This window comes from Asticcacaulis sp. YBE204 (assembly GCF_000495855.1).
Taxonomy (GTDB): Bacteria; Pseudomonadota; Alphaproteobacteria; order Caulobacterales; family Caulobacteraceae; genus Asticcacaulis.
Map to the genome: position 1 here is coordinate 284,517 of NZ_AWGF01000004.1, position 25,718 is coordinate 310,234.

Consider the following 25,718-nt stretch of genomic DNA (forward strand, 5'->3'; position numbering starts at 1 on the left):
TCGATATGCGCAAGACGCCGTAGGCACGGTTCAGTAAGCTCCTATGCGAGCCCCCCACCGTCTTTTTCACCTTTGGTGAAAAATCCACCTCCCCCGGCACGCCGGGGGAGTATGAAAAGAGAAGCGCGGTCACAGGAAGACCTCGTTCATCGTCACTTGAACGCGCAAACCTTCCTTGCCGCCGCCGCGGTAGATGGTCCCCGACGTGGGAGTGGCATCGCGATAGTTGCGGCCGCAGGCGACGCGGATATGGTCCTGCGCCACCTGACAGCCATTGGTCGGATCGAAGCCGCGCCAGCCGATATACGGGATATAGACCTCGGCCCAGGCGTGGCTGGCGTCGGACTGGATCTTGTTCTCGTAATTGGCGCCGGTATAGATGTAGCCCATCCGGTAACGCGCCGGGACGCCGAGCAGGCGGGCCAGCGTGATGAACAGGTTGGCGAAGTCCTGACAGACCCCCTTGCGCGAGGCATAGACGTCGAACGGCGTGGTCGAAAACGAGGTCGAGCCCGGCACGTACTGATAGTCGCGATAGATGGTCAGGTTGATGTCGTTCAGCGTGTCGATCAGGTGCTGCCCGTTGCGTTCGGCGAACGACCGCGCATAGAGCAGCAACTCCGAAATCTGGGTTTCCGGCATTTCCAGCAGCAGCAGATAGGGTTCCATGACCTGAAGCTGCCACGGCATCCACGACATGGGCAGCTTGGCCTGACGCCGCGTCGAGGCGTAGTCGTCGGGCGCCTGACCGAAGATCTTGACCAGCGAGCGACACGAGACGGTCAGTTGCCTGTACGGCTTGATGATCGAATAGTGGATATTCTGGTTGCCGAAGACGTCCTCGAAGCGCACGTCTTCGCCCTCGGAGGAGATGGTCAGGGTCGAGTGGATGACCTCCTGCACCTGATCCTCGACCGGCAGCAGACGGAAGGTGTGGGTCGAGTGTTCGACCGCTTCTTCGTAGGTATATTCGGTCGAATGGACCAGATCGTAAAGCCGGTAGGTGAGGGCCGTGCCGTCGGCGGCGTGGGTGATCGACTTGGCATTGATCACGTTCTGCTGGACGTGGCTCATCTGCGACAGCTTGGCGACGATCGATGCCTGCTGGCTTTGGGCCTGCACGCTGGCGAACAGGGCCGAGCGTTCGGTGATCTTTTCCAGCGGTCCGCCTTGCAGGATCGGCGATCCGGCAGCGGTGGATTCGGGACGCTGCGTCGGCGGCAACGGCAGCTTCGGCAGCGGGTCTTTCTTGTTGGTCCACACCATGGCGCCGCGTCGGGCGATAATCAGCTGGCCACCCTGCATCGGGGTCCAGTCGCCGCTTTTGAAGGGCGAGGAGGCAAAGACGAAGGCCGTGCGGAATGTGTCGCGCGGATTGTTCAGCGAAAACGAAGCCGCATCGGATTGGAAACCGGCGGTGTCGTGCGGCGGCTTGAGGCGGCTGTAGTAGAGGCTCGCCTGCGAATTGGTGCCGTAAAAGACCGCGACCGTCACCCCATCCGAGATCGACATGTCGGCGGAACCGAGGTCGTCCAATTGCAGGAACCAGCTCAAAAGGATGTTGTGATCGATTTCGGCCAGGGTCCGCGCGCCGTAATCCTGAATCTTGCCCAGCAGGAAGACCAGCGCCAGCTCCGAATCGGTGCGTCCCAGCGGTTCGAGGAAGATCGAGGTATTGTGATGCAGCTTCTTGATGGCTTCCTTGTCGAGGTTGCCATTGTGCATGAAGACCCAGTCCTGACCGGCAAACGACCGGGTAAAGGGCTGGGTTTCGAGGTGGGTATAGCCCGACGCCGCGCCGCGCACCTTGCAGAAGAAGACGGTCGAACGGAAGCCTTCCCAGTCGCTCATCGCGCCTTTGAGGGAGGTGGTGTCCTTGGCTGCGGGGTCCTTGGCGACCATGGCGGCCTTGTTGTCGGCGGGATACCAGGCCAGACCCCAGCCCAGTGTGTGGTCGCCCTTCTGCGGTCCCGTGCGGAACTTCAGGTCGATGACCGGTGACGAGAGGCCGTCGAACGAGAAGGCAAAGATATCGCTCGAAATATCGCTGAACAAGGTGCGTCCTTTCACTCAACTCCAGACTAAGCCCTCATGGGGCCATGTCCATCATAACGCTCATCACAAGGTTACACATTTTTTTCACGTTCGTTACAGCTCTGTGACGTGATTTTGTGGAGAAACCGGTCCTAAGTTCGTTTTATTTCATACCTCCCTGCGCATTGCGCGGGGAGGGGGACCATTTGCGGAGCAAATGGTGGTGGGGTGCCTTATCGCCGCTTGCAACATGCGCGGATCGTGTAAAGGTACACCCCACCACCACGCCCTGACGGGCGCGGTCCCCCTCCTCGCCAAAGGCAGGGAGGTATAAGCAAGTTCAAGGCGAATACTAAATGACCATTCTGGCGGCGCAGAACCACGTTACCGAATACCGTTACGACCGGTCGATTACGCTGGGGCCGCAGGTGATCCGGCTGCGTCCCGCCCCGCATACGCGGGCGCATGTTCAGTCCTATTCGCTCAAGGTTTCGCCGGAAAACCACTTCATCAACTGGCAGCAGGACCCGTTCGGTAATTGGCTGGCGCGTATCGTCTTTCCGGAAAAAGTTAACCATTTCAAGGTCGAGGTCGATCTGGTGCTGGAGATCCGCGTCTTCAACCCGTTCGACTTCTTCCTTGAGGACAGCGCCAGCTTCTATCCGTTCGGCTATTCGGACGCGCTGAAGGACGAACTGGCCCCCTATCTGGAGATCAAGGAATTCGACGACGTGCTGATGCAGTACGTCTCTTCGGTTCCCGACGTGAAGCCGAACGGTGAGAAATGGGGGACGGTCGATTACCTCGTTGCCTTCAATCAGAAACTCAACGGCGACCTCGGCTACACGCTGCGCATGGAGCCGGGTATCCAGACCTCGGCCCAGACGCTGAACCTGCTTCAGGGCTCGTGCCGCGACATGGCGTGGCTGGCCTGTCAGGCCCTGCGCCACAAGGGATTCGCGACGCGCTTCGTGTCGGGCTATTCGATCCAGCTCAAGCAGGACGTCGAATCGCTCGACGGTCCGTCGGGAGTGGCCGAAGACGTAACCGACCTGCACGCCTGGTACGAGGTCTATCTGCCGGGGGCCGGGTGGATCGGGCTCGACCCGACATCGGGGATGTTCACCGGCGAGGGTCATATCCCGCTGTGTGCCGCGCCCAACCCGACCTCGGCGGCGCCGATCACCGGGGCGCGCGAACCGTGCGATTCGACCTTCGATTTCGACATGTCGGTGACGCGCATCTACGAATCGCGCCGCGTTACCAAGCCCTATACCGACGGCGAATGGAAGCGCATCGACGCGCTGGGTCACAAGGTCGATGAGGCTCTGGTCAAGCAGGATGTGCGCCTGACCATGGGAGGTGAGCCGACCTTTGTCAGCCTCGACGACCGAACTGGCGACGAGTGGCACTTTACCGCCCTGTCGGACAACAAGAAGAAACTCGGCTACGATCTGTTCAAGCGGTTGTCGTCGAAATTTGCGATCGGAGCTCTGGCACAGCACGCGCAGGGCAAGTGGTATCCCGGTGAAATCCTGCCGCGCTGGGCGATGAACTGTTTCTGGCGGCTCGACAAACAGCCCCTGTGGCTTGATGCCGGTTTGCTGGCGGACCCGGAAGCTAAGGCAGAGTTGAAATCCGATGCGGCGAAGACCTTTCTGACGACCCTGACTAAGGCGTTGGGCCTCTCGGAAGACCTCGTCATCGACGCCTATGAGGACATTCCCTACCTTCTGTGGAAGGAGCAGCGCATACCGCTGGAAGGCGAGATGCTCAAGGCCGACCTCTACGAGGCGACCGAGCGCAAGCGGCTTCAGGCGCAACTGGACAAGAATGTCGGCACGCCCACGGGCTACGTCCTGCCGCTCGGTTATTCGGCGAAACGCAACGGCTGGATGTCGAACGCGTGGAAATTCCGCACCGACAAGATGATGCTGATCCCCGGCGATTCGCCGGTCGGTCTGCGCCTGCCGCTGGGGGCCTTGCCGACGGTCGATCCGGCGCTTCAGGCCCCGCACTTCTTCCCGCCGCGCTCGCCGTTCGCCCCGACCGAAGCCCTGCCGAATGCCGCCGAAGCGGTGAGCGCCTATGCCGCGAAAATCGCCAAGCCGAAACCCGTGGCGGCGGCTTCGGCGGGGGACAACGGCCTGTTCAAATCGGCCCTGTGCGCCGAAGTCCGCCACGGCAAACTGTTCCTCTTCCTGCCGCCGATGGTCTATGCCGAGCACTATTTCGACCTGATCCACGCCATCGAAGCCGTCGCCGCGCATCTGAAAATGCCGGTGGTTATCGAAGGTTACGGCCCGCCGCGCGACCACCGCGTCGAGTCCCTCAGCGTCACGCCGGACCCCGGCGTCATCGAGGTCAATATCCAGCCGGCGCGCGACTGGGACGAGCTGAAAAACATCATCACCACGGTCTATGACGAGGCTACGCAATCCCGTCTGGTCGCCGACAAGTTCATGATCGACGGCAAGCGCGTGGCGACCGGTGGCGGCAATCACATCGTCATGGGCGCGCAAAAGCCAGTCGATTCGCCGTTTTTAAGACGCCCGGACGTGCTGGGCTCGATGATCCGCTTCTGGCAGAACCACCCGGCCCTGTCCTACCTGTTTTCCGGCCTCTATATCGGCGCCACGTCGCAGGCCCCGCGTATCGACGAAGCGCGCCACGAGTCGCTCTACGAACTGGAAATCGCGCTCGACAACCTGCCGGACGGGCAATCCGAGGCCGCGCCGTGGCTGGTCGACCGGCTGCTGCGCAACCTGCTGATCGACCTGACCGGCAATACGCACCGCGCCGAGTTCTGCATCGACAAGCTGTACAGCCCCGATTCCGATCGCGGGCGTCTGGGGCTGCTGGAAATGCGCGGCTTCGAAATGTCGCCGCACCCGCAGATGAACCTGATCCAGACGCTTTTGATCCGCGCCCTGATCGCCGTGTTCTGGAAAAAGCCCTATACCGGCAAGCTGGTCCGCTGGGGGACGCAACTGCACGACCGTTTCATGCTGGGGCATCACGTCCGCGAAGACCTGCATGAGGTCTTAAGCTTCCTGAAAAGCAACGGGTACGCCTTCAGCCCCGACTGGTTCATTCCCTTCTTCGACTTCCGCTTCCCGTCGCTGGGGACGGTGCAGATTGGCTCGGTCAAGCTGGAGTTGCGGGCCGGTCTGGAGCCGTGGCCGGTGATGGGCGAAGAACAAAGCGCGGGCGGCACGTCGCGCGGCGTCGATTCCTCGGTCGAGCGGCTGGAGGTGATTCTCTCCGGCGCGGTCGGCGATCAGCACATCGTCACCTGCAACGGCCGTCGCCTGCCGCTGCATCCGACGCGCGAAGCCCACATTCAGGTCGCTGGCGTCCGCTATAAGGCCTGGGCGCCGTACAGCGCCCTGCATCCGCAATTGCCGGTCGATACGCCCCTGCGCTTCGACGTCATCGATACGCGGCTGGAGCGGTCGATCGGCGGGTGCAAGTACCACGTCATGCATCCGGGCGGGCGCAACTACGACACCCTGCCGCTCAATGCCAACGAAGCCGAGGGCCGCCGTCTGTCGCGCTTTGAGAGCCCGACCCATACGCCGGGCAAGCTGCGCCCGCCGCCGCTTATCCTTAATCCCGACTATCCGATGACGCTGGATTTGCGGCGGAAGGTATAAGCGCATGCCAATCCGTGCGAAGCGGTTTTTGGATTAAATGCGCGACTTAAACTTATAAACGCTTACAACCTTTGTAAGAATGGATTTCGCGTAACGCGTGTTAGCTTCAAGGCCTGAAAAGGGGAGGGAAGCCATGCGTTTGATCCTTGTCACCGGCCTGTGCCTGTTCATGAGCGGCGGCGCGATGGCGCAAAGTGCGCCGCTAATGGACGATCTGCCCGCCGAAGTCCGTCCCGAAGACCTGCAAGCCACGCGACTGACGGCGCAGATCGCCGCTGATGCGGGGGATGCGGCGGCGCAGTTTCGCCTTGCCGGGATGTGCGACCGCGGCGAGGGCGGGCCGCGCGACCCCGCCGCCGCCTACCTCTATTACCGTAAAGCCGCCGATCAGAACCATGTCCCTGCGCTTCTGGTGCTCGGCGAAGGCTATGACGACGACAATGCGTCGAAAGGGGCCTTCGTCTACAACCGCCGCGCCGCCGAAGCCGGCAGCTCCATCGGGCAGTTCCGCATGGGCTATGCCTATGAGCACGGTATGGGGGTGAAGGCCGATCCGGCGCAGGCCTACGTCTGGTATAGCCGTGCCGCCCGTCAGCAGGATAGCGCGGCAACCTTGGGGCTGGAAAACCTCAAAGGCCGCATCGCCGCTAAAGATCGGGCGAGGGCCGAAGGGATGCTGCAATAGAGCGCATTGGCTTGCGCCGAACTTCGTTTCCGAAAAGTGTGCAGCGGTTTTGGCTACGCCGAACGCTGTTTTGGAATCAAATGCGCGATAAACAAAACTAGAGCTTGATGATGTTGCTACCCAACATCATCAAGCTCTAGGCTTGCATCCGGCTGAGGGTAAGGTATGACTCCGAAAGGGAATTTATGGGGGGATACCATGCGTCGTAAACCAAAGTCCGCCGGTCTGTATCTGGCCATCATCGTACCGCTGGTCCTGATCATCGGTGCGCTGGCCGTCGTGTTCTTTACGGGCAAGACCGGGCCGTCCGGCGAAAATGAATGGATCACCTACGTCAAGGCGCGCACGGGCGATGCCACCGCGCAGTACTATGCCGGCGTCGCCTATGATAAGCGGCGCGGCGGCGTCGATGACGAGGCGCGTGCCATCGAATGGTACGCGAAGGCCGCGACGGGCGGCCATACCGAGGCGCAGCTGGCGCTAGGCGATCTCTATAATACGCGCAAGGGCGAAGCCGATCGCGATAAGGCCCTGAAACTGTACGAACAGGCCTCGGCCAAGTCGCCGGAGGCCCAGCGCAAGGCGGCGCTGTTCTACCTGACCGGGCGCGGCAGCACGGAGCCGGACCTCGACAAGGCGCGCGAGGGCCTTCTCAAGGCCGCCGAGCGCGGCGATACGGCGGCGGAGAAACAGATCGGCATCATGTATTTCACCGGCTTCGAACCGGCGCTGGCCGTACACTGGCTGGAAAAAGCGGCGGCGAAGGGTGACGGCGAGGCGCTCTACTATCTGGGCGAGTTGCACTATCTGTTCAGCGAGCAGTACCGCGACCTGTCCAAGGCGCGCGACTACTATACGCGCTCGGCGGAAACTGGCAATTCGCAGGGGCAGGCGCGCCTGAGCTTCCTCTATTTCGCTGGCCGCGGCGTGGAAAAAGACCCGGCGGAGGCCTATAAATGGGCATCGCTAGCCGCGAAGGATAAGGGCGGTCTGGGCCAGCGCGACGGTCAGGACGCGGTATTCTATCTCGAACGTCAGCTCACCCCGGACCAGATCGCCGAGGGTAAAAAACGCGCCGACGCTTTTAAGCCGGTGAAGTCATAGTAGCGCCGCAATGCGCGGTCAGCCTAACCTATAACGATGATTTTCAGGAGGGGTAACATGCGTACATCATTCGCCATTCTGGCCGTCGCTGGTCTTGGTCTTTTGGCGCAGCCGGTGCTGGCCCAGACCACCAATAATTACAATGCCTCTGCCTATGACAAGGCCCCGTGGTGGATGAAGGACGCCGTCATCACCCAGACGGGCTTCGTGCGCACCGAAATCGAAGCCAACCGCGCTTCGTTCTCGGCCTCGTTCCTGGCGGTGGGTAAGACCGCCGACGAAGCCCAAACCAAGGCCGTCGGGCAAACCAAGGCCCTGACCGATGCGCTCAAAAAGCTGGGCAAGGATGCCGTGCGCGTCAATACGTCTTTCTCGATGCGCGCGCTCTATGAACAGTACCGCGACAAGGACGGCAACCGCATCGAGAATCAGCGCGGCGACAAGATCGAATCCTATCAGGTGACCATGACACTCTCGATCAAGGTCACCGACCTGAGCGTGCTGGAACGCGCCTATGCCTTGGTGCTGGCGGCGTCGCCGACCTCGTCGCAGCAGATCTATTTTACGCTGGAGCCGGATAACGCCACCAAGACCTGGCTCTATAACGAAGCGGTCAAGGACGCGGCGCGGCGGGCGAAGCTGGCCACCGATGCGGCGGGCGCGACGCTGGGCAAGGTCAAGGTCATCGACCCGACCGGCCGGGCCTGTCAGACCGATATTCTGGCGCGCGGTTATCCCTCCGACGGTCAGGACGCCGACGCCTATACAGTCGTCCGCGGCAATGCCGCCTATGCGCCGCCCCCTCCGGCACCGCCACCCCCGCCGCCGCCCGCCAGTGCCTCGCCGGTCGAGATGCTGGAAGCCAAGGCGGCGCAGAACGCCTTCATTCAGGCCCCGCCGCTGAGCCAGCTCACGGCGCAGGCCTGTGTCGTCTATGGCCTGAACTGATATGAAAGCGCTTTTCCTGATCCCGCTGGTCCTTGTGGCCGGCGGGGCGGAGGCTGCCGCGCGGCCTAAGCCGAAACCCAAACCGAAGCCTGCCATCGTCGTGCCTGTCGAGACGGTCATCCCCGATATCAAGCTGACGCCTCAGCCGAAGACCGAAAGCGCACCGTGGTGGGTCGATCATCCGATCATCCCGCAAACCGGCTTTGTGCAGGAAGAGATCGAGGCCAACCGCGCCAGCTTTACCGGCGCGTTTCTTGGCACGGCGAAGACGGTCGAGCAGGCGCAGGCCCTGGCCATGAAGCCGGTCGCCCCCCTGACCGAAGCTCTGCGCAAACTGGGGGCGGACAAGGTCAAGGTGACAACCTCGTTCTACATGCGCGCGCGCTATCAGCAGTATAAGAACAAGGACGGTACGAAGGTCGAGGATCAGCGCGGCGACAAGATCGAAGCTTATGACGCGACCCTGAGCCTGACGGTCGATGTGACCGATCTGAGTGTGCTGGAACGCGCCTATGCGCTGGTGCTGGCGGCCGGGCCGAGCGGATCGACGCCCGTACTGTTCCGCCTGCAAACGGATAATGCGACCAAGGCGCGTCTGTTCAGCGCGGCTATGGCCGATGCCCGGGCGCGGGCGGATGTGGCGGCGCAGATCAACGGGCTTAGTCTGGGGCCGGTGCGCCTGATCGATTCGACGGGGCGCGCCTGTACGGCCAATATTCTCGGACGGGCGACACCGGTCGGTGACGATGAGGACGAAGGCCCGAAATTGCAAACCTCGATGGCGCGCAAAAAATCTGCCGCCGACGCATCGCCGCCGGGCATGGGACCGTCGCTGGAAGCCCGTGCTGCCGAGAATGCCTTCATCCAGTCACCGCCGTTGATCCGGGTGACGACAAAGGCCTGCGTCATCTACGATCTCAAATAGACAAACAGGGAGACGGACATGCGCTATGCGGTCCTGACGATGGCACTTGGCCTGATGGCCGGGGCTGCAACAGCCCAAACCGCCGATCCGCGCTTCGACGCCGCGCCGTGGTGGGCGACCAGCCCGGTCCTGCCGCAGATCGGCTATGCCGAGCGCGAGGTCGAGGCCAATCGTGCCACCTTTACCGCCACCTTCCGCGGTGTGGGCAAGACGGCGGCGGACGCGCAAAATCTGGCTATCGCTCAGGCGACGCCGCTGATGACATCCTTGCGAAAGCAGGGCGTGGGCGTGGTGCGCATTACCACCGGCTTCGACATGCAGGCGCTGTACCAGCAGTACAAGGTCGATGGCGAAATGGTCGACAACGAACGCGGCGACAAGATTCGCGGCTACGAGGCCAATCTGTCGATCGAAGTCGAGGTGCGCGACCTGAGTGTGCTGGAGCGCGTCTATGCGCTGGCTCTGGCCGCGTCGCCGACTCAGGTCAGCCGACTGAATTTCCGGCTTGAGGCCGACAATGCGGTGAAGACGACGCTGCTGTCCGAAGCCGGACGCGATGCCTTAGAGCGCGCACAGGGAGCGGCGCAGGCCTTGGGGGTAGAGGTGGGGGCGGTGCGGATGATTGACCCGACGGGCCGCGCCTGTCAGGGTAGTTTGCTGGGACGGCAAAAGCCCGAAGCCGAGTACGTCCCTGGTGCCAGTGAAGTGGTCGTGACCGGGGCGCGGGCCGGGTATCGCGGTGTGATGGATAGCGCCGTAGCTGAGGACGTCGGAGCCTTCCCCGACGCCAGCGTGGCGGAAAGCCGCGTGGCCGGTCTGGAGATGAAGGCGGATACCAACGTCTTCCTGCAAACGCCGCCGCTTTATCGCATCACGACCCAGACCTGCGTCGTCTACGGCCTGAAATGAAAAAACCCCGCCGGTGAGGCGGGGTTTATCCGTTCAGACAGACGCCTGATTAGAACTTGTAGCTCAGGCCGACCTGCAACACCGGCCAGGTTTTCACGTCCTTGACGTCCTGCTCCAGTTCCTTGCGCTCGATTTCGAGTTGGGCCTGATAGGCGGCCTGAGTCGCAAAGGCACCGTCCGAGGTCAGGGTCACCGAGGGCTCGTCACCCAGCACCGCGCCCGCCAGGAAGCGGAAGGTGATGCGGCTATTGCTGTGGAAGGTATTGTCGAAGCCGAGGCCGATGAACGGCGCACCGTCGCCCATATCCGCATTGGCGCGCAGGGTGCCGATCTGAGCCGGGGTATAGGTCACGGTACCGATCTGGGTGTTGTTGGCCGGACGGGCATCCATCTTGATATTACGGTCACCCATGACGTAGCCCGCCGACAGGAAGAACGAGTTCTTGAACGGGTGGGCGTCGACGGCGAAGGTGAACGGCTTGAATTCGATTTCGCCATTATAGTTGACGCCGTCCGACGAGAAGCCGTCCGAGTGCTTCAGGCTGTCGTAATCGGCGCGCAGGACGATCGAGTCCGACACCTGATAGCGGGCACCGATACCGATGCCGGTCGTGCCGCCGTGGACGTCGACGGCGATGGCGCTGTCCTGAGCCGAAGCGGCGGTCGCCATCAGGCCGGTCAGGGCCGCGGTGAGGACGAGGGTACGGATTTGCATGCGGGGTCTCTCCAGAGAGGGGAAAATTTCAGGTAAGAAGCGAGCGGGGCCACTTTCGGGCAAAAGCCTGATCAAAAGATTAATCCAGGCGAACGCTGGTACGTACTAAGGCCGAAACTAGGCCTACCCTTATAAAAAATATGCGTCGCAAGCGTTTGCGGCTTGTAAGGGCAGCATTAGTGTGGGTTTTATGATACAGTACGGAGTTTAAGCCCGATGGATACCCACGCCGCAAAGCCGAAACGTCAAACGCGCGACACAACGGGTCCGGCCATCGCCTACGACCAGACGGTTCTGGTGCTTCAGGGCGGCGGCGCACTGGGGTCCTATCAGGGCGGGGCCTATGAGCGGCTTCAGGCACACGGGATCGAGCCTGACTGGGTCGCCGGCGTCTCCATCGGGGCGATCAATGCGGCGATCATCGCAGGCAATCCGCCGGAACAGCGGGCGGCGAAGCTGAAATCCTTCTGGACTCAGATAACCGCGGCCTTCCCCAGCGATTCCTTTTCCGACCTCAATCCGTGGCTCAAGGCCGGGTTCCGGCAATGGAGCGGCTATCTGAGCGCCATCAACGGCGTGCCGGGTTTTTTCCGGCCTGCGGCGATATCGCCGTTTTTCGCGCCGTGGTCGATGCCGTCGGAAACCAGCTTCTACGACATTTCGCCCCTGCGCGAGACCCTGCTCAGGCATGTCGATTTTGATCGCCTGAACAATGGCGAGATTCGCCTGAGCGTGGGGGCGGTCAATGTTCTGACCGGCAATTCGGTCTATTTCGATACGCACGACCGGACGATCACGCCCGAACACATCATGGCGTCCGGGGCCCTGCCGCCCGGCTTTCCGGCAGTGACCATCGACGGCGAACCCTACTGGGATGGCGGCGTGGTATCGAACACGCCTTTGACCTATGTCCTGCACGAAGCCCCGGCGGGCCTGGACGGCGACACGCTGGTCTTTCAGATGGACCTGTTCTCGGCGCGCGGCGAGATGCCGAAGACGCTGGACGAGGTCTATGGCCGGGTGAAGGACATCACCTATTCCAGCCGCACGCGACTCAATACCGACGCCTTTCTGGAACGCTACCGGCTGCGGCAGGCTATCCGGGCCATGTACGAGCACCTGCCGCCGGAGGTCCGCGTCGATCCGGCCATTGCCCGCTGCTATGCCCGTGCGGCGCATTTTCGTGTCAGTATCGTCCATCTGATCAACAGCGAATCCGGCGATCATGGACAATCGAAAGACTACGAATTTTCACGCGTGACGATGAACGAGCACTGGGCCGCCGGTCAGGCCGATGCGGACCGGGCCATGACGCACAAGGTGTGGCGCGAACCGCCGCCGGAAAAGGACGGCATCCGCGTCTACGACTTCAAAGACACATCACAAGGTCAAGATTTATAGATTTTATAACAGACTCCGTGTATTCATGAGGTCATAACAAGCTGTGCGGGCGCGAACCCGCGCCATAATCACCGGATTACGCCTTACGCCCATGCTGTCCCAGCGCGCCAAATATGCCATTCGCGCCATGCAGGAAATGGCTCGCCTGCCTTTGGGCCAGACGATTCAGGCCGGTGAACTGGCCGAACGCATCCGCGCGCCGCTGCACTTCCTCGAAGGCATCCTGCTGGAACTGCGTCGCGAAGGTCTGCTGCAATCCAAGCGCGGACGTTCGGGTGGCTACACTCTGGCCAAGCCGACCGACATGATTTCCATCGCCGACCTGATCCGCCTGATCGACGGGCCTCTGGCCCTGACGCCATGCGCCAGCCGTACCGCCTATGCGCGCTGCGAAGACTGCCCGACGCCTGACGATTGCCAGTTGCGCCTGATCCTGCTGGCGGCGCGTGATGCGCTGGCGCGTGTGCTGGAAAATTCGACCCTGGCCGATCCGCTCCCGCGCGGGTGACTTGAACTCAGCTTTGAAATGGGGCACGCCAAACCTGTAAACACGGGGCGTGATTCACATGTATGGAAAGCTGACGGCGATTTGCGGGCCGATGTTCGCCGGCAAGACCACGGAACTGCTCAAGCGCATCCTGTGGGCGCGCAATGGCGAAGGCAAGGAGGTGCTGGTCCTTAAAACCGCCTTCGACAACCGCTATTCCGACACCGAACTGGTCTCGCACGACGGTCTGTCGGCCGGGGCCAAGGCCATTTCCCGTTTTTCCGACGTGACCGGTCTGGCGCACGAGGCACAGATGGTCTGCCTCGATGAGGTACAGTTCTTTGCCGGTATGGATATCGATGTGGTGGTCTTCGTGTCGGACCTGCTGCACAATGGTCGCGACGTGGTGGTGGCGGGGCTCGACACCAACTGGAAGGGCGAACCCTTTCCCGCCACGGCCATGCTGATGGCCATGGCGGACGAGGTGATCAAGCTCACGGCGCATTGTTCGGTCTGCGGTCAACCGGCGTTCAAGTCGTTCAAGAAGGTGCAGGACGACGAGGAAATCCGCCTCGGCCATTCCGATATCTACGAGGCCCGCTGCAACCGCCACTGGGTCAGGCTGACCGACGCCGGATAGCCCATTCGCGTGAAACTGATCCCAAGTACGGGAAAGTTTGTATATTTTCATAGGGAAGAATGGTGGCGGATGCCATCCGAAGCCGCCCGTCAGGTTGGCTGTATGACTAGGTTTTCGGTTACTTCAGACGATTCCGAATTTTCGATCAAGGCTCCAGTATCCGCCGCCACGAGCTATCAGCAGCAGCAATAGAGCCGCCCAGCTCAGATGTGTCGGCCAGGCGTCGGGATAGACGAAGATTTCGATAACCGCGGTTATGCCGAGAAAGACCAGCGCCGAAAACCGGGTGAATAGCCCAAGCACGAGCATAATCGAAAACACGTGTTCGGCGTAGGTCGCCAGATGCGCCGCGATGTCCGGCGGAATCAGAGGAAGGCGATAGTCGTCCCGGAACAGGGCATAGGTGCCGTCGGTAATATGCAGGACGCCATCGACCTTGCTTCGTCCGGATAGGAAAAAGATGCTGGCGGCGGCGATCCGGCTCGTCAGCAAAATGAAATCATCCGGAATACGGCGTTGAAATGCGAGGCCCAAGGCATTTACAGGGGCCATTGCTGTGGGCTTAGACGAAGCGGGCGCGGTCATTATGCGTGTCCTCAAGGGGAGTGAGTGTGGTAAAGACGCTGAGCGAGATCAGGTCGGCAAATAGCTGAGACAGGTCACTGGTCGGGTTGCAGGTCTGGGCCGATGCCGCCGCCTGCGCGAGACTGTCGCCGCAGTGGCAGGCGTCAAGGAAGGCCGCCGCCGCCGGACAGAGAACCTTGGCCCTGACCCCGTTGAAAGGCCTCCAGATCAGGATGGACTGCGGGTCATCGTCCAGTTCCAGCGCGTCGGCAGGCGCCTGAAAGCGCAAAGTCTGCCAGAGGTCCGGCAGGGACGTAGCGAAACGGGCCAGCCGGGCCGAAGGCGCAAGCGACAGCCGGACTTCATCGAAGCGTTCCGCCGACAGGGCCAGTAAAGCTTCCGGATCGAATGGAGGGGCATCCGCCGCCAGATGCGCTTCGGTCCACATCCGGTCGAGCCGCGCCAGACCGGGTAGAAACGGCATCGGCTGCGCCGGCGCAAAATCGTCCAGCCAGTCCGGGAAGGCTGCCCCGTAATCGACAAGGACGCCGGACACCGGCGGGGCATCTCGTGCAAACCGGTGGGCGGCTTCGCGCAGCCACTCCGCACCCACGACGTTCTCGACGGTGGGGTAGGATGCGATGATGGCGTCCGACAGCCCCTTGGCCACCGTATTGCGATAGACACGCAGGCCTTCCCGACCCCGCGTGCGGTCGGGCCACCACGGCAACAAGGCATCGTCATTGCCGGACAGGGCTTGCGTAAAGGCGTCAAGAAAGAGATCCGGTTCAGGCATGGGCCGGACCCTGTACGTATTCATCGATCAGACGCCGGTGGGCGCGGTCGCGCTCGGTCATCAAAACGTCGTAGGCGGGAATATGGTCATCGCGCTCTATCAGGGTCGGGCGCGGGCCGATGCGGCGGATCAGCCGGTCATAGAGGCACCATACGCCTTCTGACACGGGCGAGGCGTGGGTATCGATCAGCATCCGGCTGCGACCTGGATCGGCGTCGTGCCCGGCGAGATGGATTTCGCCGATAGCTTTCGCCGGTAGCCGATCGAGATACTGCGCCGCGTCGTACTCCAGATTATAACCGCTGATACAGGCATTGTTGACATCGACCAGAAGCCCGCAGCCGGTGCTTTGCACAAGCGCGGTCAGGAACTCGACTTCGTCCATCTCATGCCCGGATAAGGGCATGTAGAGCGAAGGGTTTTCGATCAGCAGGCGAACCTTCAGAACGGACTGGGCCTGATCGATATTCCGGGCGATGCGGTCGAGGGCGGCTCTGGTTCTGGGGAACGGCAAAAGATCGGGGGCATAGGTCCCCCGCCGCTTCGACCAGGCCAGATGCTCGGACACCACAAACGGCTGGAAGCGGTCGATCAGTCGTTTCAGGGCCCCGAGGTGCCCTGTATCGGGGCGTTCATCGGCGGCCAGCGACATGCCGACGCCGTGCAGAGACAGGGGATGACAGGCGCGTATGCGTTCCAGCCAGGCCAGACGCGGCCCGCCATCCACCATGTAGTTTTCCGGATGCACCTCGAACCACAGCCCGTCCCGCCGGTCGTCGGCAGCGTCGGCATAATGCTCGGGCTTCAGGCCGATACCGGCGGTCGGGTAAGGGGGCATGTCGAGGCTCCGGGTAAGGTTTAAGCCTTGGGCGTCAGCGAGCCCATGCCCTTCGGCGTCTTGATCGTGACGCAGGTACCCTTGGCGACGGACTTGAACGCCTTGCCGTCGTAATCGACCTTGGACGTGCCGGCGCAGGTGGTCCCGGCACCTGCCTTACAGTCGTTCTGGCCCGCCTTGGCGATGCCGTAGCACTTTTCGGTTTCCATCGGCTTCTTGTCGGCGGCGATGGCGGCGCCCGATACGAGCGCCAGAACGGCAGCGGCGGCCATGCCCGTCTTAAGGCCGGTTTTCAGATGGGTCATTATCGATCTCCTTGCAGCGGTTGAATGGTCTCGCCCCTCGGGCGGCCATGCTGAGGATTACGCCGCAGGTGCGCTGCGGGTTACATCGATGGAGAAAGATTTTTGGGGGGTGCCGTTACCAACTCAGGAGACGGCGACCGGCGACGGTGCTGAAGCCGGTAAATAAAGCCACTGCCGCGCCATAGATCAGCACGATGTAGACCGGGGCATCCATATTACAGTGCAGGGCATAGGCCGATGCCATCAGGGAGGCGCACATCAGGCCGCTCATCGCGGCCAGAGTTGTGGGGTAGCTGGTCGCAGCCCGGCGTAGCCAGAAGCGCCACAGCACCGCTAAACCTGCCAGACCGCCGCATAGTATGGTCGAAAAACAGGCGACCACGCCGCCATTCAGTTGCTGGGTTGATACCTGCCAGCCGTCGCGCGCCAGTTCCATCGTCATGTTGAACACGGTGAGGCCGAGAGCAGCGAAGACCGGAAGCCAATACACGATTTTCATTTCGCCATCGGGGCGCGACAGCCGGGTGACGGTCCACACCGAGGTCAGGCCCAGCATCAGAAACAACAGCGGCTTGCCTATGGGTGTAAAGGCATCCGGCCATTGACCGACCCATAGTCCTTTGAGTTCGGGCCGGATGCCGAAGATAGTGGACACATAGAGGATCGCCAGCACCAGACCGAACGTTGTCCCCAGCCACAGGCGCGAGTCCACCAACGGTCGCGTCGGCGTCAACCGGGCGGCAAGCGAATCGATAAGGTCGTCGTGCGAATCACTCATCGGCCACTCCGCTGTTTTTGATGCCGACCAATGCCTGCAATTTCTTCAGGCCGCGATGGATGGAGACTTTCACGGCGGACGGGTTTTTCCCGGTTCTGGTCGCGATTTCGTCGGTCGTTAGCCCCTCGATCCTTTGCAGCGATATGAACCGCGCCTGTTCGGCTGGCAACTGAGCGAGCAGCACGCTGACATCGCGATGGGCCAGTTCTGTCGACAGGCCATCGGCCAGACCCAGATCCTCGGTCAGTTCGATATGTACGCGCCGTTCGGCCTTGCGGACATAGTCGATCAGCTTGTGGCGGGCGACCGCCGCGATCCACGGCATGAAGGCGGCCTGCGGATCGTAGGTATGACGCTTTTCATGTAAACTCAACAAAGTCATTTGTACCAGATCTTCGACATCGCCCCCTCTCAGTCGGCGCTTGAAATAAGACAACAACCAGGGACGTAAAGACAGGAGCAGCGCCCGATAAGCCCGCGCGTCCCCGCCTTGCGCGTCACGCATCAGGGATCGCCATTCCTCTGCACTATACGTTGCCATGACGGAAAAGGTTACACCGGAATTCAGTTGGCGCACCGTTGCGCTTTCCATATTCATAGACCGGTAAATCGAGGTTATGCAAACGATCCCTGCCAGGCGTGGCGAACAGAGCTTCTCATAGCCGACTAATCCATGCCTCGGGATTAAACGTACGTTTGGTATCACATTGTTTTCTTATGGCCGGGCGTCTCAACTGCGTAGATAATCTGGAGGGCAGGAATGCTTGTTGCAACGCTCGAAGCTGCCCGGACGGAACCGACCCAGCCAGCACAGGAAGAAAATACCTTAAGCCTCAATTTTCTGATCGAGCGAGTGTCTGTCGGGGACCGACCCGCATTGCGGTCCCTGTATGAGCTGATCGGCCCGCGCCTCTATGGGATGCTTCTGCGGATGGTGCGCAAGCCGGATGTGGCCGAAGATCTGCTTCAGGATATCTTCGTCACGATCTGGCAAAAGGCGGGGCAGTTCGATGTCACCCGCGGCAACGCCTATGCGTGGCTGTTTTCGATTACGCGGCGCAAGGCCATCGACAAGCTGCGCATATCGCGGCGGGAATTGCCGCAGGCGGAATGGGATATGAATGGGACTACCGTGTCGTCGGACAAGACATGGCTGACGGCGGAAACCCATATAGCCTTGAAAGCCGGGTTGCAAACCCTTTCACCGGATATTAGACGCGCTTTGCATTTATGCTATATCTATGGCTTAACCCACGAGGAACTCGCGCAGGTCATGCAGATACCCTTGGGTACGGCCAAGACATGGGTCCGTCGTGGACTGGCGCAACTAAGAGACTGTCTGAAAGAACGATGACCCATAACGACGATTTTCTGGCGATGCGCTATGCTCTTGGAGTGGCGACGGCTGAGGAAATCAAGACGGTTAAGGCTCGTCGCGACGTCGACGGCGCCTTTTCCCAGCATCTTGCGGCCATCGAGGCAGTGTTTCTGACGATCGATCAGACCAGCGACGCCGTGGTACCACCTCCGGATATGTGGGCGCGAATCGAGGATGCGATCGACGATCTGGCCAAACCGCCGCAGGCCCATACGATCCGGGCCGATTCCCTTGCCTGGGAACCCTTCCTGCCCGGCGTCGAGCGTAAGATCATTTTCACGGATCGTTCGGGCATTGCCAGCGGCTGCCTCTATCGCGTCAGCGCCGGGGCCGAGGTCGGCAGTCACGGGCACGGTATTACCGAAGAATGTCTGGTGCTTGAGGGCGAGCTTGAGATCGACGGCGTCGTCGTTCGCGCCGGGGATATGCACATTGCGCCGCCGGGCGCGCGGCATGGTTTGTTACGCAGCGCGCGCGGGGCTCTGGTCTATCTGCGCGGCGATGCCCACATCCAGCCTTAGAAGATCGAGGCCTCGCTGATTACGGCGTAGGACAGGCAGATCATGAAAATCAGCGGCATATAGAGCTTGCGGGCCCAGTAGATCTTGCGTTTCCGTGTCATGGTCGTTTCCTTGGCTGTTCAGATTAAGTCGGTCAGCATTTTTATATTGAGGGCGATAATCAGGGCGGCGATGGTCCAGGCAATGACCTTGAGCCATGTCGGATTGACGAATTTACCCATCATCTTGTGGTTGCTGGTGAAGCGCACCAGCGGCACGACCGCAAAGGGCAGTTGCAGGCTGAGGATGACCTGACTGAGGATCAGCAGCTTCGTCGTGCCTTCGCTGCCGTAGAGGATGGCGACGGCGACGGCGGGAATGATCGCCAGAAGCCGCGTGACGATACGGCGCAACCACGGTGAGATGCGCAGATTGATAAAGCCTTCCATGACGATCTGACCGGCCAGTGTCGCCGTCACGGTCGAGTTCTGCCCGGACGCCAGAAGCGCGATGGCGAAGACGACGCTGGCAGCCCCGGCGCCCAGCAGCGGCGACAGGAACTGATGCGCCTGACCGATCTCGACAATGCCGGTGTGGCCGGATTTATGGAACACGGCAGCGGCGAGGATCAGGATTGCACCATTGATGAACAGGGCCAGCGACAGGGCGACCGTGCTGTCGATCGTGGCGAATTTCACCGCCTCGCGCTTGCCCTTCTCCGTGCGCTCGTACTGGCGGGTCTGGACGATTGAGGAGTGCAGATAGAGATTATGCGGCATAACCGTTGCACCGATGATGCCGATGGCGATGAACAGCATGGCCGGATTAGTGACGATCTGAGTCGTGGGGATGAAACCGGCGGCGACTTCGGCGATGCTGGGCTGGGCGAGGGCCAGTTCGAAGATGAAACAGGTGGCGATAATGATCAGCAGGGCGACGATGAAGGCCTCCAGCTTGCGGAAGCCGTGTTTCTGAAGCGCCAGAATGAGGAAAACATCGAGCGCCGTCAGGCACACCCCGAAGACCAGCGGGATGCCGAACAGAAGCTGCAAGGCGATGGCGGTGCCGATGACCTCGGCCAGATCGCAGGCGATGATGGCGACTTCGCAGGCCAACCACAGGCCGATGCGAGTCTTTGGGCCATAATGGGCGCGGCAGGCTTGAGCGAGGTCCATGCCGGTGACGATGCCGAGCCTGGCGGCGAGCGATTGCAGGACCATGGCCATCAGGTTCGACAGCAGGATGACGCTGAGGAGGGTGTAGCCGAATTGCGATCCCCCGGCGATGTCGGTGGCCCAGTTGCCGGGGTCCATATAACCCACGGCGACCATGAAACCCGGACCAGCAAAAGCGAACAGCTTGCGCCAGAAGCCCGGCGCGGCGGGCACTTTTACGGTACGGTGCGATTCCGGCAGGCTCGGCGCAAAATGCGCCGGGCGGTATTCGGATTCGAATGCGCTGGCGTCGGCGGCCTCAGAGGGCGGGGGTGGGCTCATGGTGTGCGTCTCGAAGAGCGAAAAAGCGCAGGAACAGCGAGGCCCGAAGACCTCGCTGCTTTCTGAAGGTTAGTTTGCCGTACTGGTTATAATGTTTCCATTCACACCATTGGGGAAGAAGCCGCCCTTGGCGACGGCCAGCTTGTTCAGATAGACGATGTTGAGCACCTGACCGGTCGAGCGGCTGTAGGTCAGGCCGCTGGCGTCGGTGGGCACGATGTTGGAGATCGTCGAATCCGCGCCCAGAATGCCCTGATCAAGATCCGACGAACCATCGAGGCTGTCGCGGGCGTCAGAAATACGGACGGTGCCCGTGGCCAGCGACGGAGCGGCGATGCCCTTGCGGTACAGCACCGTCCGCACGATGGCGGCGTGATAGGCTTCGGCGGCCAGGATACCGGCGGCGGCTTCGAGATAGGTCTTGTTGGTGATCAGCGGGGCTGCGCCTTTGTAGGCGGTGACGCCGACGTCCTCGAAGATATAGGCGCCGAGGAGAAAGTTCTCATCCGTGGCGTAAGGATCGAAGGCGACGCCTGCCCCCACCAGACCCGAGGCGCGGGCGGCAGCGGAGAAGGCACCGTCGACACCGGCCCCGACGTCGATGGCGGGTTGGGCGACGGCGGAGCTACCCAGCGCGGTGCGCAGGAAGCGGACGTGGGCGACCTCGTCCTGGGCGATTTCGCGGGCATATTGTTCGACGACCTTGTCGGTGAAGTTCACCTTGCGGCCGCCCGTCACGGCGCCTTGCGTACCGGTGCCGCCAAGGATGCTGTTGTCCAGCCCCACCCCGAACGCGGCGTAGGAATAGAACTGCGCTTCCAGATATTCGAGATTGAGCGCGAAGTTCAGCACGTCGACGTCGGTCAGGGCCGGGGTAGGCGCGGGATCGGGCTTGCTGATTACGGTCGGCGAACTGTCATCGCCGCCGCACGAGGCGAGCAGGGACGCACCGGCGGCCGCCACGGCAGCGGTGCCGCCCAGTTTGAACAGGTCGCGACGGCTTTCCCGACGCGCCACGCGGGCGTCGAGGGCGGCCATAAAGGTTTGTCTATCGGTCATTGGGGCCTCCAGGGGCAAGAATGGGGTTAATTGGCGGCGCTCATATTGATGCTGCCGTTGACCCCGTTCGGGAAAAAGCCACCGCGACCGATAGCCAGATTGTTGAGATAGACGATGTTGAGCACCTGTCCCGGCGAACGGCTGTAGGCGATGCCGTTGGCGTCCAGCGGCACGACGTTCGAGGCGCCGCCGGTGCCGGTCAGGCCCTGATCGATGTCCGACGCGCCGTCGAGTGAGTCCCGGGCATTGGAGATCTTGTCGGCGGACGCGATCAGCGCCGGGGTGTCGATCCCCTTGCCATACAGGACCGTGCGGACCAGTCCGGCGTGGTAGGCTTCGGCGGCCAGAAGGCCCGCAGCGGCTTCGAGATAGGCCTTGCTCTGGACGATCGGCGATGCGCCCTTATAGGCGGTGACGCCGACGTCTTCGAAAATGAAGGCTCCCAGAAGGAAATTCTCGTCATTGGCATAGGGGTCGAAGGCGACACCCGGACCGACCAGACCGGCGGCACGGGCGGCAGCCGAAAAGGCGCCCGTGGCGCTGGCACCGACATCGATGGCCGGGCTGGCGACCGCACCGGCGCCCAGCGCCGTGCGCAGGAACTGCACGTGGGCGATTTCGTCTGCGGCGATTTCCTTGGCGTAGGCGGCAACGACGGGATCGGTGAAATTGACTTTGCGACCGCCGATGACGGCGCCCTGCGTCCCTGTGCCGGTCAGCATGCTGTTCGGCAGGCCCGCGCCAGTGGCGGCATAGGAGTAAAACTGCGCCTCAAGATATTCGAGATTGAGGGCGAAGTTCAGCACATCGACATCGGTTATGGTCGACTGAGCCGCTGCCATTTGGGGGATGGCCGCCGCACCCGCAGCAAACGCCGCTGCCCCGGTCATGGCCTTGAAGAAGTCTCGTCTTTCGTTTCGGCGTTCCACTCTGGCGTCAAGTGCGCCCATTACTTCACTTGGGTCGGTCATATTGGCACTTCCATAATTAAATTAATCACGCATATTTAAATACGACTGGAATGTGCTTTTAGATTTCTGATTTGATTTATTTTTATACTTATTAAATACTTACGATAAATTGTTGTGTATTTGATGCGCTCGGCCGGTTTTGGCGGCCGAGCGCAGGCCGGACTACATCGCGCCGAAGCGGAAATTGACGGTCAGCATGACCGAGTCGAGCTTGAAGGTGTCTTCGGTGCGACGCATGTCGGTGCCCGACTTATTGACAATGATGAAGGGATTGGTCGGCAAGGCATTGCCCGGACCGGCGCGGACGGTGATGCCGTCGTCGTCCAGCGAGGTATGCAGATATTCCAGCCCGACGCTCCAGTGGTCGCCGAAACGCTTTTCGATACCCAGTCCGACCTGATAGCCCTTGCCATCGTCGCCATTGGTGGCGGTGAAGCTGTTGAGCCCGTTGGTCGTGCTGAACGTCCGATGCAGATCGGCCTGAGCATAACCGGCGGTGACATAGGGCAGCCATGTGCCGAGATCGTAACCGGCGCGGGCGCGGACAGAGTTCAGCGATCTGATCTCGCGCGTAAAGCTGTAGCCGGCGGGCGTCGTCGAGAAGGCCGAAACGCTGTCTGAGGCGTCGATGGCGCTGACTTCGCCCACGAGGCCGAAGACGAAGGAGCCCATCTGCCAGTCATAGCCCAGACGGACGCTGAGGTTTTCCTCGCTGCCGTCCTCGGTGCATCCCGCCGCCGGTGCCGTGCCGACATATTTGCCGTCGCAAAAGCCCGGCGAGAAGGCGTTGACATTAGCCGTCGTATTGACGGTGTCGCCATAATTGCCATCGAGATTGGTGTCGAAAACGACGGTCTCGTCGCTTTCCTTGACTTTTGTGTCGCCGATGGCCACGCCCATATAGGGCCCTGACCAGGTCTGAGCGGTGGCGCCTGACGCGCCCAGCACGGCGGATGCAGCGAGAAGGCCGGTTATCGCAAAACGTATCATATAGCGCCCCTGAATGGCTGAAATAAATGAAGTCAGAGGCACTACGGCACAGCATCGAAAAAAGATGTGGTGTCAGATTTTTTATTTAGCGTTTTATCCGGGATCGAACATGAAGGCGTTCGTCCGCATTGGGCGCATTTCTGTAGATCGAGTTAAATAAAATGATCTTTCGAAGCGCCCGAAAAAATCGAATGGCCATTTAACAGGCCTCAGGTTGCGTGATAGCCAACATGCGACAGCTCAAAGCGGTCGCGACCTGCGTTTTTTGCTTTATATAGTCGCGACGTTGCCCCAAAATCTAACCTGATAGTAGGGAGTTCCGCGCCTGGCATCGGTGATGTCCGCTTTCGGGCGCCGCGCGAACTTAACTATCTGAATAGAAAAAGGAAATGGTGGACCCGACAGGGATTGAACCTGTGACCCCTACGATGTCAACGTAGTGCTCTCCCGCTGAGCTACGAGTCCACTTCTGTGCCACGCTTGCCGCGAGGGCGATGCGTGTCTGCGAGGAGCGGGTGTATAACTGCCCAATGTGGCGGTGGCAAGAGCCTTTACCATCAAAAATGTGGAAAAGAGTGGATGTACGACGGCGCGCGCAATTTATGGCTGTGTAAGGACGAACCCTGGAATTCAAAGCCGCGTTTTGACTCGGCGTCCCTTAAAGTAACGCCGTTTTTCAACTGTGAAACGCGGGTTTCTTATTTCCGCCCCATTGCGTCTGTGAATGACGCTCAGGGTAGGAAAAAAATGGAAGCTTTAAGATTTCTGAGGACGCATGTCGCGTCCGGCTGGAAATACAGCGTGTTTGTCGCCTTGTGTGCGCTGCCTGTGGTGGCCAGCGTTCTGGAAAAATTCACACGACGCCGGTGGGTATTCATGGATGCCGATGCGGTGATCTGCGCGGCTCAGGCCGTGGCGGCGGGGTATTCGCCCTATGCCGAGGGTGTGGCCTGTCCAGGGCTGGCGCCGGCGCCTTTCGTCTATGCGCCCCAGATCGCCCACGCGCTGGCCCCGCTGGTGGACGCCTTGGGCGCATTGGAAGCGCGTAACCTTTACCTGTGTGCGTTGCTGTTGCCCACAACGCTCTTTCTGATCTGGTTCGCTCTGTTCAGAGCCAATCCGGATCTGCCGCGTCATTATCGCTGGCTGGCCTTTGCCGCCCTGTCGCCCATGACCTTCGTTTGCGCCAATATCGGCATTGTCATGCATGGGAGTGTTCTGGCCAGTCTCCTTCTGTTCCGGCAGCGCTGGCCGTTCGTACTGGTGGTTCTGATTTGCACCTATATCAAGCCGACCTTCATGGGCTATTTCGTCGTTCTGCTGATGGAGAACCGCCCTCTGGGGGCCTGTATGCGCCGTTTTGTCTTCGCCTGTGTGGCGGGCGTCTCAACGGTCCTGCTGACGATCCACGGGGCCGGAGAGTCGCGCGCAGCATGGCGGCAGGCCCTGAACGGCGTCGCAATCGAAGCGCAGCCGGGTCTTGGTCTGTTTGCCCGCTTGTCATGGCTGGGCATAGACACCGGAAGTCCGGCGGCTCTGGGGATCGGTTTGATCTTCATCGCGGCAATGATCATGGCGGGCGTGGTCATAGCTCGTACCGGGAACCGCAGCGAAGACCATCGCCTTATATTGGGGATGGGGGTAGCGGTCTTATGCAATCCGCGCCTGATGGATTACGACATGGTGCTGCTGGTACCCTATGCGGCGCTTCTGGGGCAGTCGATCGGTGGGCTCAGGGGGCGTATTCTGCGATTCAACCTGTCGTGGGGGTTGGTTCTGCCGCTTGCCGCAGGGGCCCTGGCCTATCTGTTCCACGTCAATCCGTATCAGCGGACCCACGTCGCCATGTTCGCGTTTTCGGTCCTGACGCTGATTATCGGCTGGCGTCTGTGGCAAGCGAATGGCGTTGCCCGGACAGCGGTGCGTGCATATATCGACCGGCTCAGAACGGTGCCGCTGAAAGTGCCTATACGATTCCAGCGTAAGGCTTAAGCCGCGATCGGGCGTTCGACTTTGGTGACGATTTCGCGCCCGCGCTCAAGCAGCGCAGCGGTAGCGCCACTTAAAAAACATCTGCGCGTGACAGGTACGCGGCGACTCAAGCCGCGATCAGGCGTTCGACTTCGGTGACGATTTCGCGCAGATGCACGGGCTTTTCCAGCACCTTGGCTTCCGGCGAGGCCTTTTGCGCGTTGAGCGCCACGGCGGCAAAGCCGGTGATGAACATGATCTTCAGGCCCGGCTGGCGTTGCGAGGCGATCTTGGCAACCTCGATGCCGTCGGCGCCGGGCATGACGATGTCGGTCAGCAAGAGGTCGAAGGGCCCCTGATCCAGAGCTTCGATGGCGGTGTCGCCGTCGGGACAGCTGATGACGTCGTAGCCTGCGCGTTGCAGGGCCCGCGTCAGGAAGCTGCGCACGGAATCTTCGTCTTCGGCCAGAAGAATCTTGGTCATAAGCCCTCGGTTATCTGCACGGTCGTCGTGAAAATGTTTGCGATTGTCGGAGCGCTTTCAAAAAAGCGCTGCGGAACCGCCAGC

General features: G+C 61.2%; 25 protein-coding genes and 1 tRNA gene. 12 read left to right on the top strand and 14 right to left on the bottom strand.

The annotated features are described in order from the left end of the window. Positions 1-129 precede the first annotated feature (129 nt). The gene (locus AEYBE204_RS28400) at positions 130-2,055 is read right to left on the bottom strand and encodes a class II glutamine amidotransferase (protein ID WP_023461860.1); all 1,926 of its coding nucleotides are present in this window, start codon (positions 2,053-2,055) and stop codon (positions 130-132) included. A 335-nt stretch (positions 2,056-2,390) separates the two neighbouring features. Between AEYBE204_RS28400 and AEYBE204_RS28405 the strand changes: the two genes are divergently transcribed. The 6 genes from AEYBE204_RS28405 (at position 2,391) to AEYBE204_RS28430 (ending at position 10,261) form a co-directional block, all read left to right on the top strand. Beyond that, positions 2,391-5,690 carry a DUF2126 domain-containing protein gene (locus tag AEYBE204_RS28405; RefSeq protein WP_023461861.1) on the top strand — a complete coding sequence of 1,100 codons (3,300 nt, stop codon included), beginning with the start codon at positions 2,391-2,393 and terminating at the stop codon, positions 5,688-5,690. A gap of 133 nt (positions 5,691-5,823) precedes the next feature. Further along, positions 5,824-6,375: a tetratricopeptide repeat protein gene (locus AEYBE204_RS28410; protein WP_023461862.1), complete on the top strand. Its 552-nt coding sequence runs from the start codon at positions 5,824-5,826 to the stop codon at positions 6,373-6,375. A gap of 198 nt (positions 6,376-6,573) precedes the next feature. Next, complete coding sequence (locus AEYBE204_RS28415; RefSeq protein WP_023461863.1) at positions 6,574-7,479, top strand: tetratricopeptide repeat protein; 906 nt, start codon at positions 6,574-6,576, stop codon at positions 7,477-7,479. A 57-nt stretch (positions 7,480-7,536) separates the two neighbouring features. Continuing rightward, on the top strand, positions 7,537-8,427 hold the full coding sequence (locus tag AEYBE204_RS28420) for an SIMPL domain-containing protein (RefSeq protein ID WP_023461864.1): 891 nt from the start codon (positions 7,537-7,539) through the stop codon (positions 8,425-8,427). A gap of 1 nt (position 8,428) precedes the next feature. Further along, complete coding sequence (locus AEYBE204_RS28425) at positions 8,429-9,352, top strand: SIMPL domain-containing protein (RefSeq protein ID WP_023461865.1); 924 nt, start codon at positions 8,429-8,431, stop codon at positions 9,350-9,352. An 18-nt stretch (positions 9,353-9,370) separates the two neighbouring features. After that, on the top strand, positions 9,371-10,261 hold the full coding sequence (locus AEYBE204_RS28430; RefSeq protein WP_023461866.1) for an SIMPL domain-containing protein: 891 nt from the start codon (positions 9,371-9,373) through the stop codon (positions 10,259-10,261). 49 nt (positions 10,262-10,310) lie between these two features. On the opposite strand, the gene AEYBE204_RS28435 is transcribed toward AEYBE204_RS28430, so the two are convergent. Next, positions 10,311-10,976 (bottom strand): hypothetical protein, encoded by a 666-nt coding sequence (locus AEYBE204_RS28435; RefSeq protein ID WP_023461867.1) that lies wholly within the window; start codon positions 10,974-10,976, stop codon positions 10,311-10,313. A gap of 216 nt (positions 10,977-11,192) precedes the next feature. Here AEYBE204_RS28435 and AEYBE204_RS28440 point away from each other — a divergent pair, with 216 nt between their 5' ends. From AEYBE204_RS28440 to AEYBE204_RS28450, 3 genes are all read left to right on the top strand, one after another. Next, a complete protein-coding gene (locus AEYBE204_RS28440) occupies positions 11,193-12,377 on the top strand; it encodes a patatin-like phospholipase family protein (RefSeq protein ID WP_023461868.1) in 1,185 nt (394 codons plus the stop codon). Positions 12,378-12,468: 91 nt separating this feature from the next. After that, positions 12,469-12,885, top strand: coding sequence for an Rrf2 family transcriptional regulator (locus AEYBE204_RS28445; RefSeq protein WP_023461869.1), 417 nt, complete (start codon positions 12,469-12,471; stop codon positions 12,883-12,885). A 58-nt stretch (positions 12,886-12,943) separates the two neighbouring features. Then, complete coding sequence (locus tag AEYBE204_RS28450) at positions 12,944-13,504, top strand: thymidine kinase (RefSeq protein ID WP_023461870.1); 561 nt, start codon at positions 12,944-12,946, stop codon at positions 13,502-13,504. 123 nt (positions 13,505-13,627) lie between these two features. Here AEYBE204_RS28450 and AEYBE204_RS28455 read toward each other — a convergent pair whose 3' ends face one another. From AEYBE204_RS28455 to AEYBE204_RS28480, 6 genes are all read right to left on the bottom strand, one after another. Continuing rightward, entirely contained in the window at positions 13,628-14,089 is a 462-nt protein-coding gene (locus tag AEYBE204_RS28455; protein ID WP_031230290.1) for a DoxX family protein, read from the bottom strand. Then, positions 14,067-14,864, bottom strand: coding sequence for a DNA-binding domain-containing protein (locus tag AEYBE204_RS28460; protein WP_023461872.1), 798 nt, complete (start codon positions 14,862-14,864; stop codon positions 14,067-14,069). The genes AEYBE204_RS28455 and AEYBE204_RS28460 overlap by 23 nt, the downstream gene beginning before the upstream one ends. After that, positions 14,857-15,702 (bottom strand): DUF692 domain-containing protein, encoded by an 846-nt coding sequence (locus tag AEYBE204_RS28465; RefSeq protein WP_023461873.1) that lies wholly within the window; start codon positions 15,700-15,702, stop codon positions 14,857-14,859. Before AEYBE204_RS28465 ends, AEYBE204_RS28460 begins: the two co-directional genes overlap by 8 nt. Positions 15,703-15,722: 20 nt before the next feature. Beyond that, positions 15,723-16,007 (bottom strand): DUF2282 domain-containing protein, encoded by a 285-nt coding sequence (locus tag AEYBE204_RS28470; RefSeq protein ID WP_023461874.1) that lies wholly within the window; start codon positions 16,005-16,007, stop codon positions 15,723-15,725. Between the two features lie 115 nt (positions 16,008-16,122). Next, positions 16,123-16,785 (bottom strand): NrsF family protein, encoded by a 663-nt coding sequence (locus tag AEYBE204_RS28475; protein ID WP_023461875.1) that lies wholly within the window; start codon positions 16,783-16,785, stop codon positions 16,123-16,125. Next, positions 16,778-17,383: a sigma-70 family RNA polymerase sigma factor gene (locus AEYBE204_RS28480; RefSeq protein WP_369751816.1), complete on the bottom strand. Its 606-nt coding sequence runs from the start codon at positions 17,381-17,383 to the stop codon at positions 16,778-16,780. Before AEYBE204_RS28480 ends, AEYBE204_RS28475 begins: the two co-directional genes overlap by 8 nt. Positions 17,384-17,545: 162 nt before the next feature. Between AEYBE204_RS28480 and AEYBE204_RS28485 the strand changes: the two genes are divergently transcribed. Next, positions 17,546-18,139, top strand: a complete 594-nt coding sequence (locus tag AEYBE204_RS28485) for an RNA polymerase sigma factor (protein ID WP_023461877.1) — start codon at positions 17,546-17,548, stop codon at positions 18,137-18,139. Further along, positions 18,136-18,684 (top strand): cupin domain-containing protein, encoded by a 549-nt coding sequence (locus AEYBE204_RS39460; protein ID WP_023461878.1) that lies wholly within the window; start codon positions 18,136-18,138, stop codon positions 18,682-18,684. Before AEYBE204_RS28485 ends, AEYBE204_RS39460 begins: the two co-directional genes overlap by 4 nt. Before the next feature lie 119 nt (positions 18,685-18,803). On the opposite strand, the gene AEYBE204_RS28495 is transcribed toward AEYBE204_RS39460, so the two are convergent. The 5 genes from AEYBE204_RS28495 to AEYBE204_RS28515 all read right to left on the bottom strand — a co-directional run bounded on the left by AEYBE204_RS28495 (position 18,804) and on the right by AEYBE204_RS28515 (position 23,644). Further along, on the bottom strand, positions 18,804-20,159 hold the full coding sequence (locus AEYBE204_RS28495) for an Nramp family divalent metal transporter (RefSeq protein WP_023461880.1): 1,356 nt from the start codon (positions 20,157-20,159) through the stop codon (positions 18,804-18,806). A gap of 69 nt (positions 20,160-20,228) precedes the next feature. Then, positions 20,229-21,218 (bottom strand): ferritin-like domain-containing protein, encoded by a 990-nt coding sequence (locus AEYBE204_RS28500; protein ID WP_023461881.1) that lies wholly within the window; start codon positions 21,216-21,218, stop codon positions 20,229-20,231. A 26-nt stretch (positions 21,219-21,244) separates the two neighbouring features. Then, positions 21,245-22,189, bottom strand: a complete 945-nt coding sequence (locus tag AEYBE204_RS28505) for a ferritin-like domain-containing protein (RefSeq protein ID WP_031230295.1) — start codon at positions 22,187-22,189, stop codon at positions 21,245-21,247. A gap of 162 nt (positions 22,190-22,351) precedes the next feature. Further along, entirely contained in the window at positions 22,352-23,179 is an 828-nt protein-coding gene (locus AEYBE204_RS28510; RefSeq protein WP_023461883.1) for an outer membrane protein, read from the bottom strand. A gap of 390 nt (positions 23,180-23,569) precedes the next feature. Further along, positions 23,570-23,644, bottom strand: a tRNA-Val gene (locus AEYBE204_RS28515). A gap of 282 nt (positions 23,645-23,926) precedes the next feature. On the opposite strand from AEYBE204_RS28515, the gene AEYBE204_RS0120120 reads away from it, so the two are divergent. Further along, on the top strand, positions 23,927-25,171 hold the full coding sequence (locus AEYBE204_RS0120120) for a hypothetical protein (protein WP_052019342.1): 1,245 nt from the start codon (positions 23,927-23,929) through the stop codon (positions 25,169-25,171). Positions 25,172-25,277: 106 nt separating this feature from the next. On the opposite strand, the gene AEYBE204_RS28525 is transcribed toward AEYBE204_RS0120120, so the two are convergent. Continuing rightward, a complete protein-coding gene (locus tag AEYBE204_RS28525; protein ID WP_023461885.1) occupies positions 25,278-25,634 on the bottom strand; it encodes a response regulator in 357 nt (118 codons plus the stop codon). Between the last annotated feature and the right edge of the window lie 84 nt (positions 25,635-25,718).

Bases quoted from the DNA above. Each gene is read 5' to 3' on its own strand.
- AEYBE204_RS28405 (WP_023461861.1), top strand. From the start codon at position 2,391: ATGACCATTCTGGCGGCGCAGAACCACGTTACCGAATACCGTTACGAC.
- AEYBE204_RS28410 (WP_023461862.1), top strand. From the start codon at position 5,824: ATGCGTTTGATCCTTGTCACCGGCCTGTGCCTGTTCATGAGCGGCGGC.
- AEYBE204_RS28415 (WP_023461863.1), top strand. From the start codon at position 6,574: ATGCGTCGTAAACCAAAGTCCGCCGGTCTGTATCTGGCCATCATCGTA.
- AEYBE204_RS28420 (WP_023461864.1), top strand. From the start codon at position 7,537: ATGCGTACATCATTCGCCATTCTGGCCGTCGCTGGTCTTGGTCTTTTG.
- AEYBE204_RS28425 (WP_023461865.1), top strand. From the start codon at position 8,429: ATGAAAGCGCTTTTCCTGATCCCGCTGGTCCTTGTGGCCGGCGGGGCG.
- AEYBE204_RS28430 (WP_023461866.1), top strand. From the start codon at position 9,371: ATGCGCTATGCGGTCCTGACGATGGCACTTGGCCTGATGGCCGGGGCT.
- AEYBE204_RS28435 (WP_023461867.1), bottom strand. From the start codon at position 10,976: ATGCAAATCCGTACCCTCGTCCTCACCGCGGCCCTGACCGGCCTGATG.
- AEYBE204_RS28440 (WP_023461868.1), top strand. From the start codon at position 11,193: ATGGATACCCACGCCGCAAAGCCGAAACGTCAAACGCGCGACACAACG.
- AEYBE204_RS28445 (WP_023461869.1), top strand. From the start codon at position 12,469: ATGCTGTCCCAGCGCGCCAAATATGCCATTCGCGCCATGCAGGAAATG.
- AEYBE204_RS28450 (WP_023461870.1), top strand. From the start codon at position 12,944: ATGTATGGAAAGCTGACGGCGATTTGCGGGCCGATGTTCGCCGGCAAG.
- AEYBE204_RS28455 (WP_031230290.1), bottom strand. From the start codon at position 14,089: ATGACCGCGCCCGCTTCGTCTAAGCCCACAGCAATGGCCCCTGTAAAT.
- AEYBE204_RS28460 (WP_023461872.1), bottom strand. From the start codon at position 14,864: ATGCCTGAACCGGATCTCTTTCTTGACGCCTTTACGCAAGCCCTGTCC.
- AEYBE204_RS28465 (WP_023461873.1), bottom strand. From the start codon at position 15,702: ATGCCCCCTTACCCGACCGCCGGTATCGGCCTGAAGCCCGAGCATTAT.
- AEYBE204_RS28470 (WP_023461874.1), bottom strand. From the start codon at position 16,007: ATGACCCATCTGAAAACCGGCCTTAAGACGGGCATGGCCGCCGCTGCC.
- AEYBE204_RS28475 (WP_023461875.1), bottom strand. From the start codon at position 16,785: ATGAGTGATTCGCACGACGACCTTATCGATTCGCTTGCCGCCCGGTTG.
- AEYBE204_RS28480 (WP_369751816.1), bottom strand. From the start codon at position 17,383: ATGAATATGGAAAGCGCAACGGTGCGCCAACTGAATTCCGGTGTAACC.
- AEYBE204_RS28485 (WP_023461877.1), top strand. From the start codon at position 17,546: ATGCTTGTTGCAACGCTCGAAGCTGCCCGGACGGAACCGACCCAGCCA.
- AEYBE204_RS39460 (WP_023461878.1), top strand. From the start codon at position 18,136: ATGACCCATAACGACGATTTTCTGGCGATGCGCTATGCTCTTGGAGTG.
- AEYBE204_RS28495 (WP_023461880.1), bottom strand. From the start codon at position 20,159: ATGAGCCCACCCCCGCCCTCTGAGGCCGCCGACGCCAGCGCATTCGAA.
- AEYBE204_RS28500 (WP_023461881.1), bottom strand. From the start codon at position 21,218: ATGACCGATAGACAAACCTTTATGGCCGCCCTCGACGCCCGCGTGGCG.
- AEYBE204_RS28505 (WP_031230295.1), bottom strand. From the start codon at position 22,189: ATGACCGACCCAAGTGAAGTAATGGGCGCACTTGACGCCAGAGTGGAA.
- AEYBE204_RS28510 (WP_023461883.1), bottom strand. From the start codon at position 23,179: ATGATACGTTTTGCGATAACCGGCCTTCTCGCTGCATCCGCCGTGCTG.
- AEYBE204_RS0120120 (WP_052019342.1), top strand. From the start codon at position 23,927: ATGGAAGCTTTAAGATTTCTGAGGACGCATGTCGCGTCCGGCTGGAAA.
- AEYBE204_RS28525 (WP_023461885.1), bottom strand. From the start codon at position 25,634: ATGACCAAGATTCTTCTGGCCGAAGACGAAGATTCCGTGCGCAGCTTC.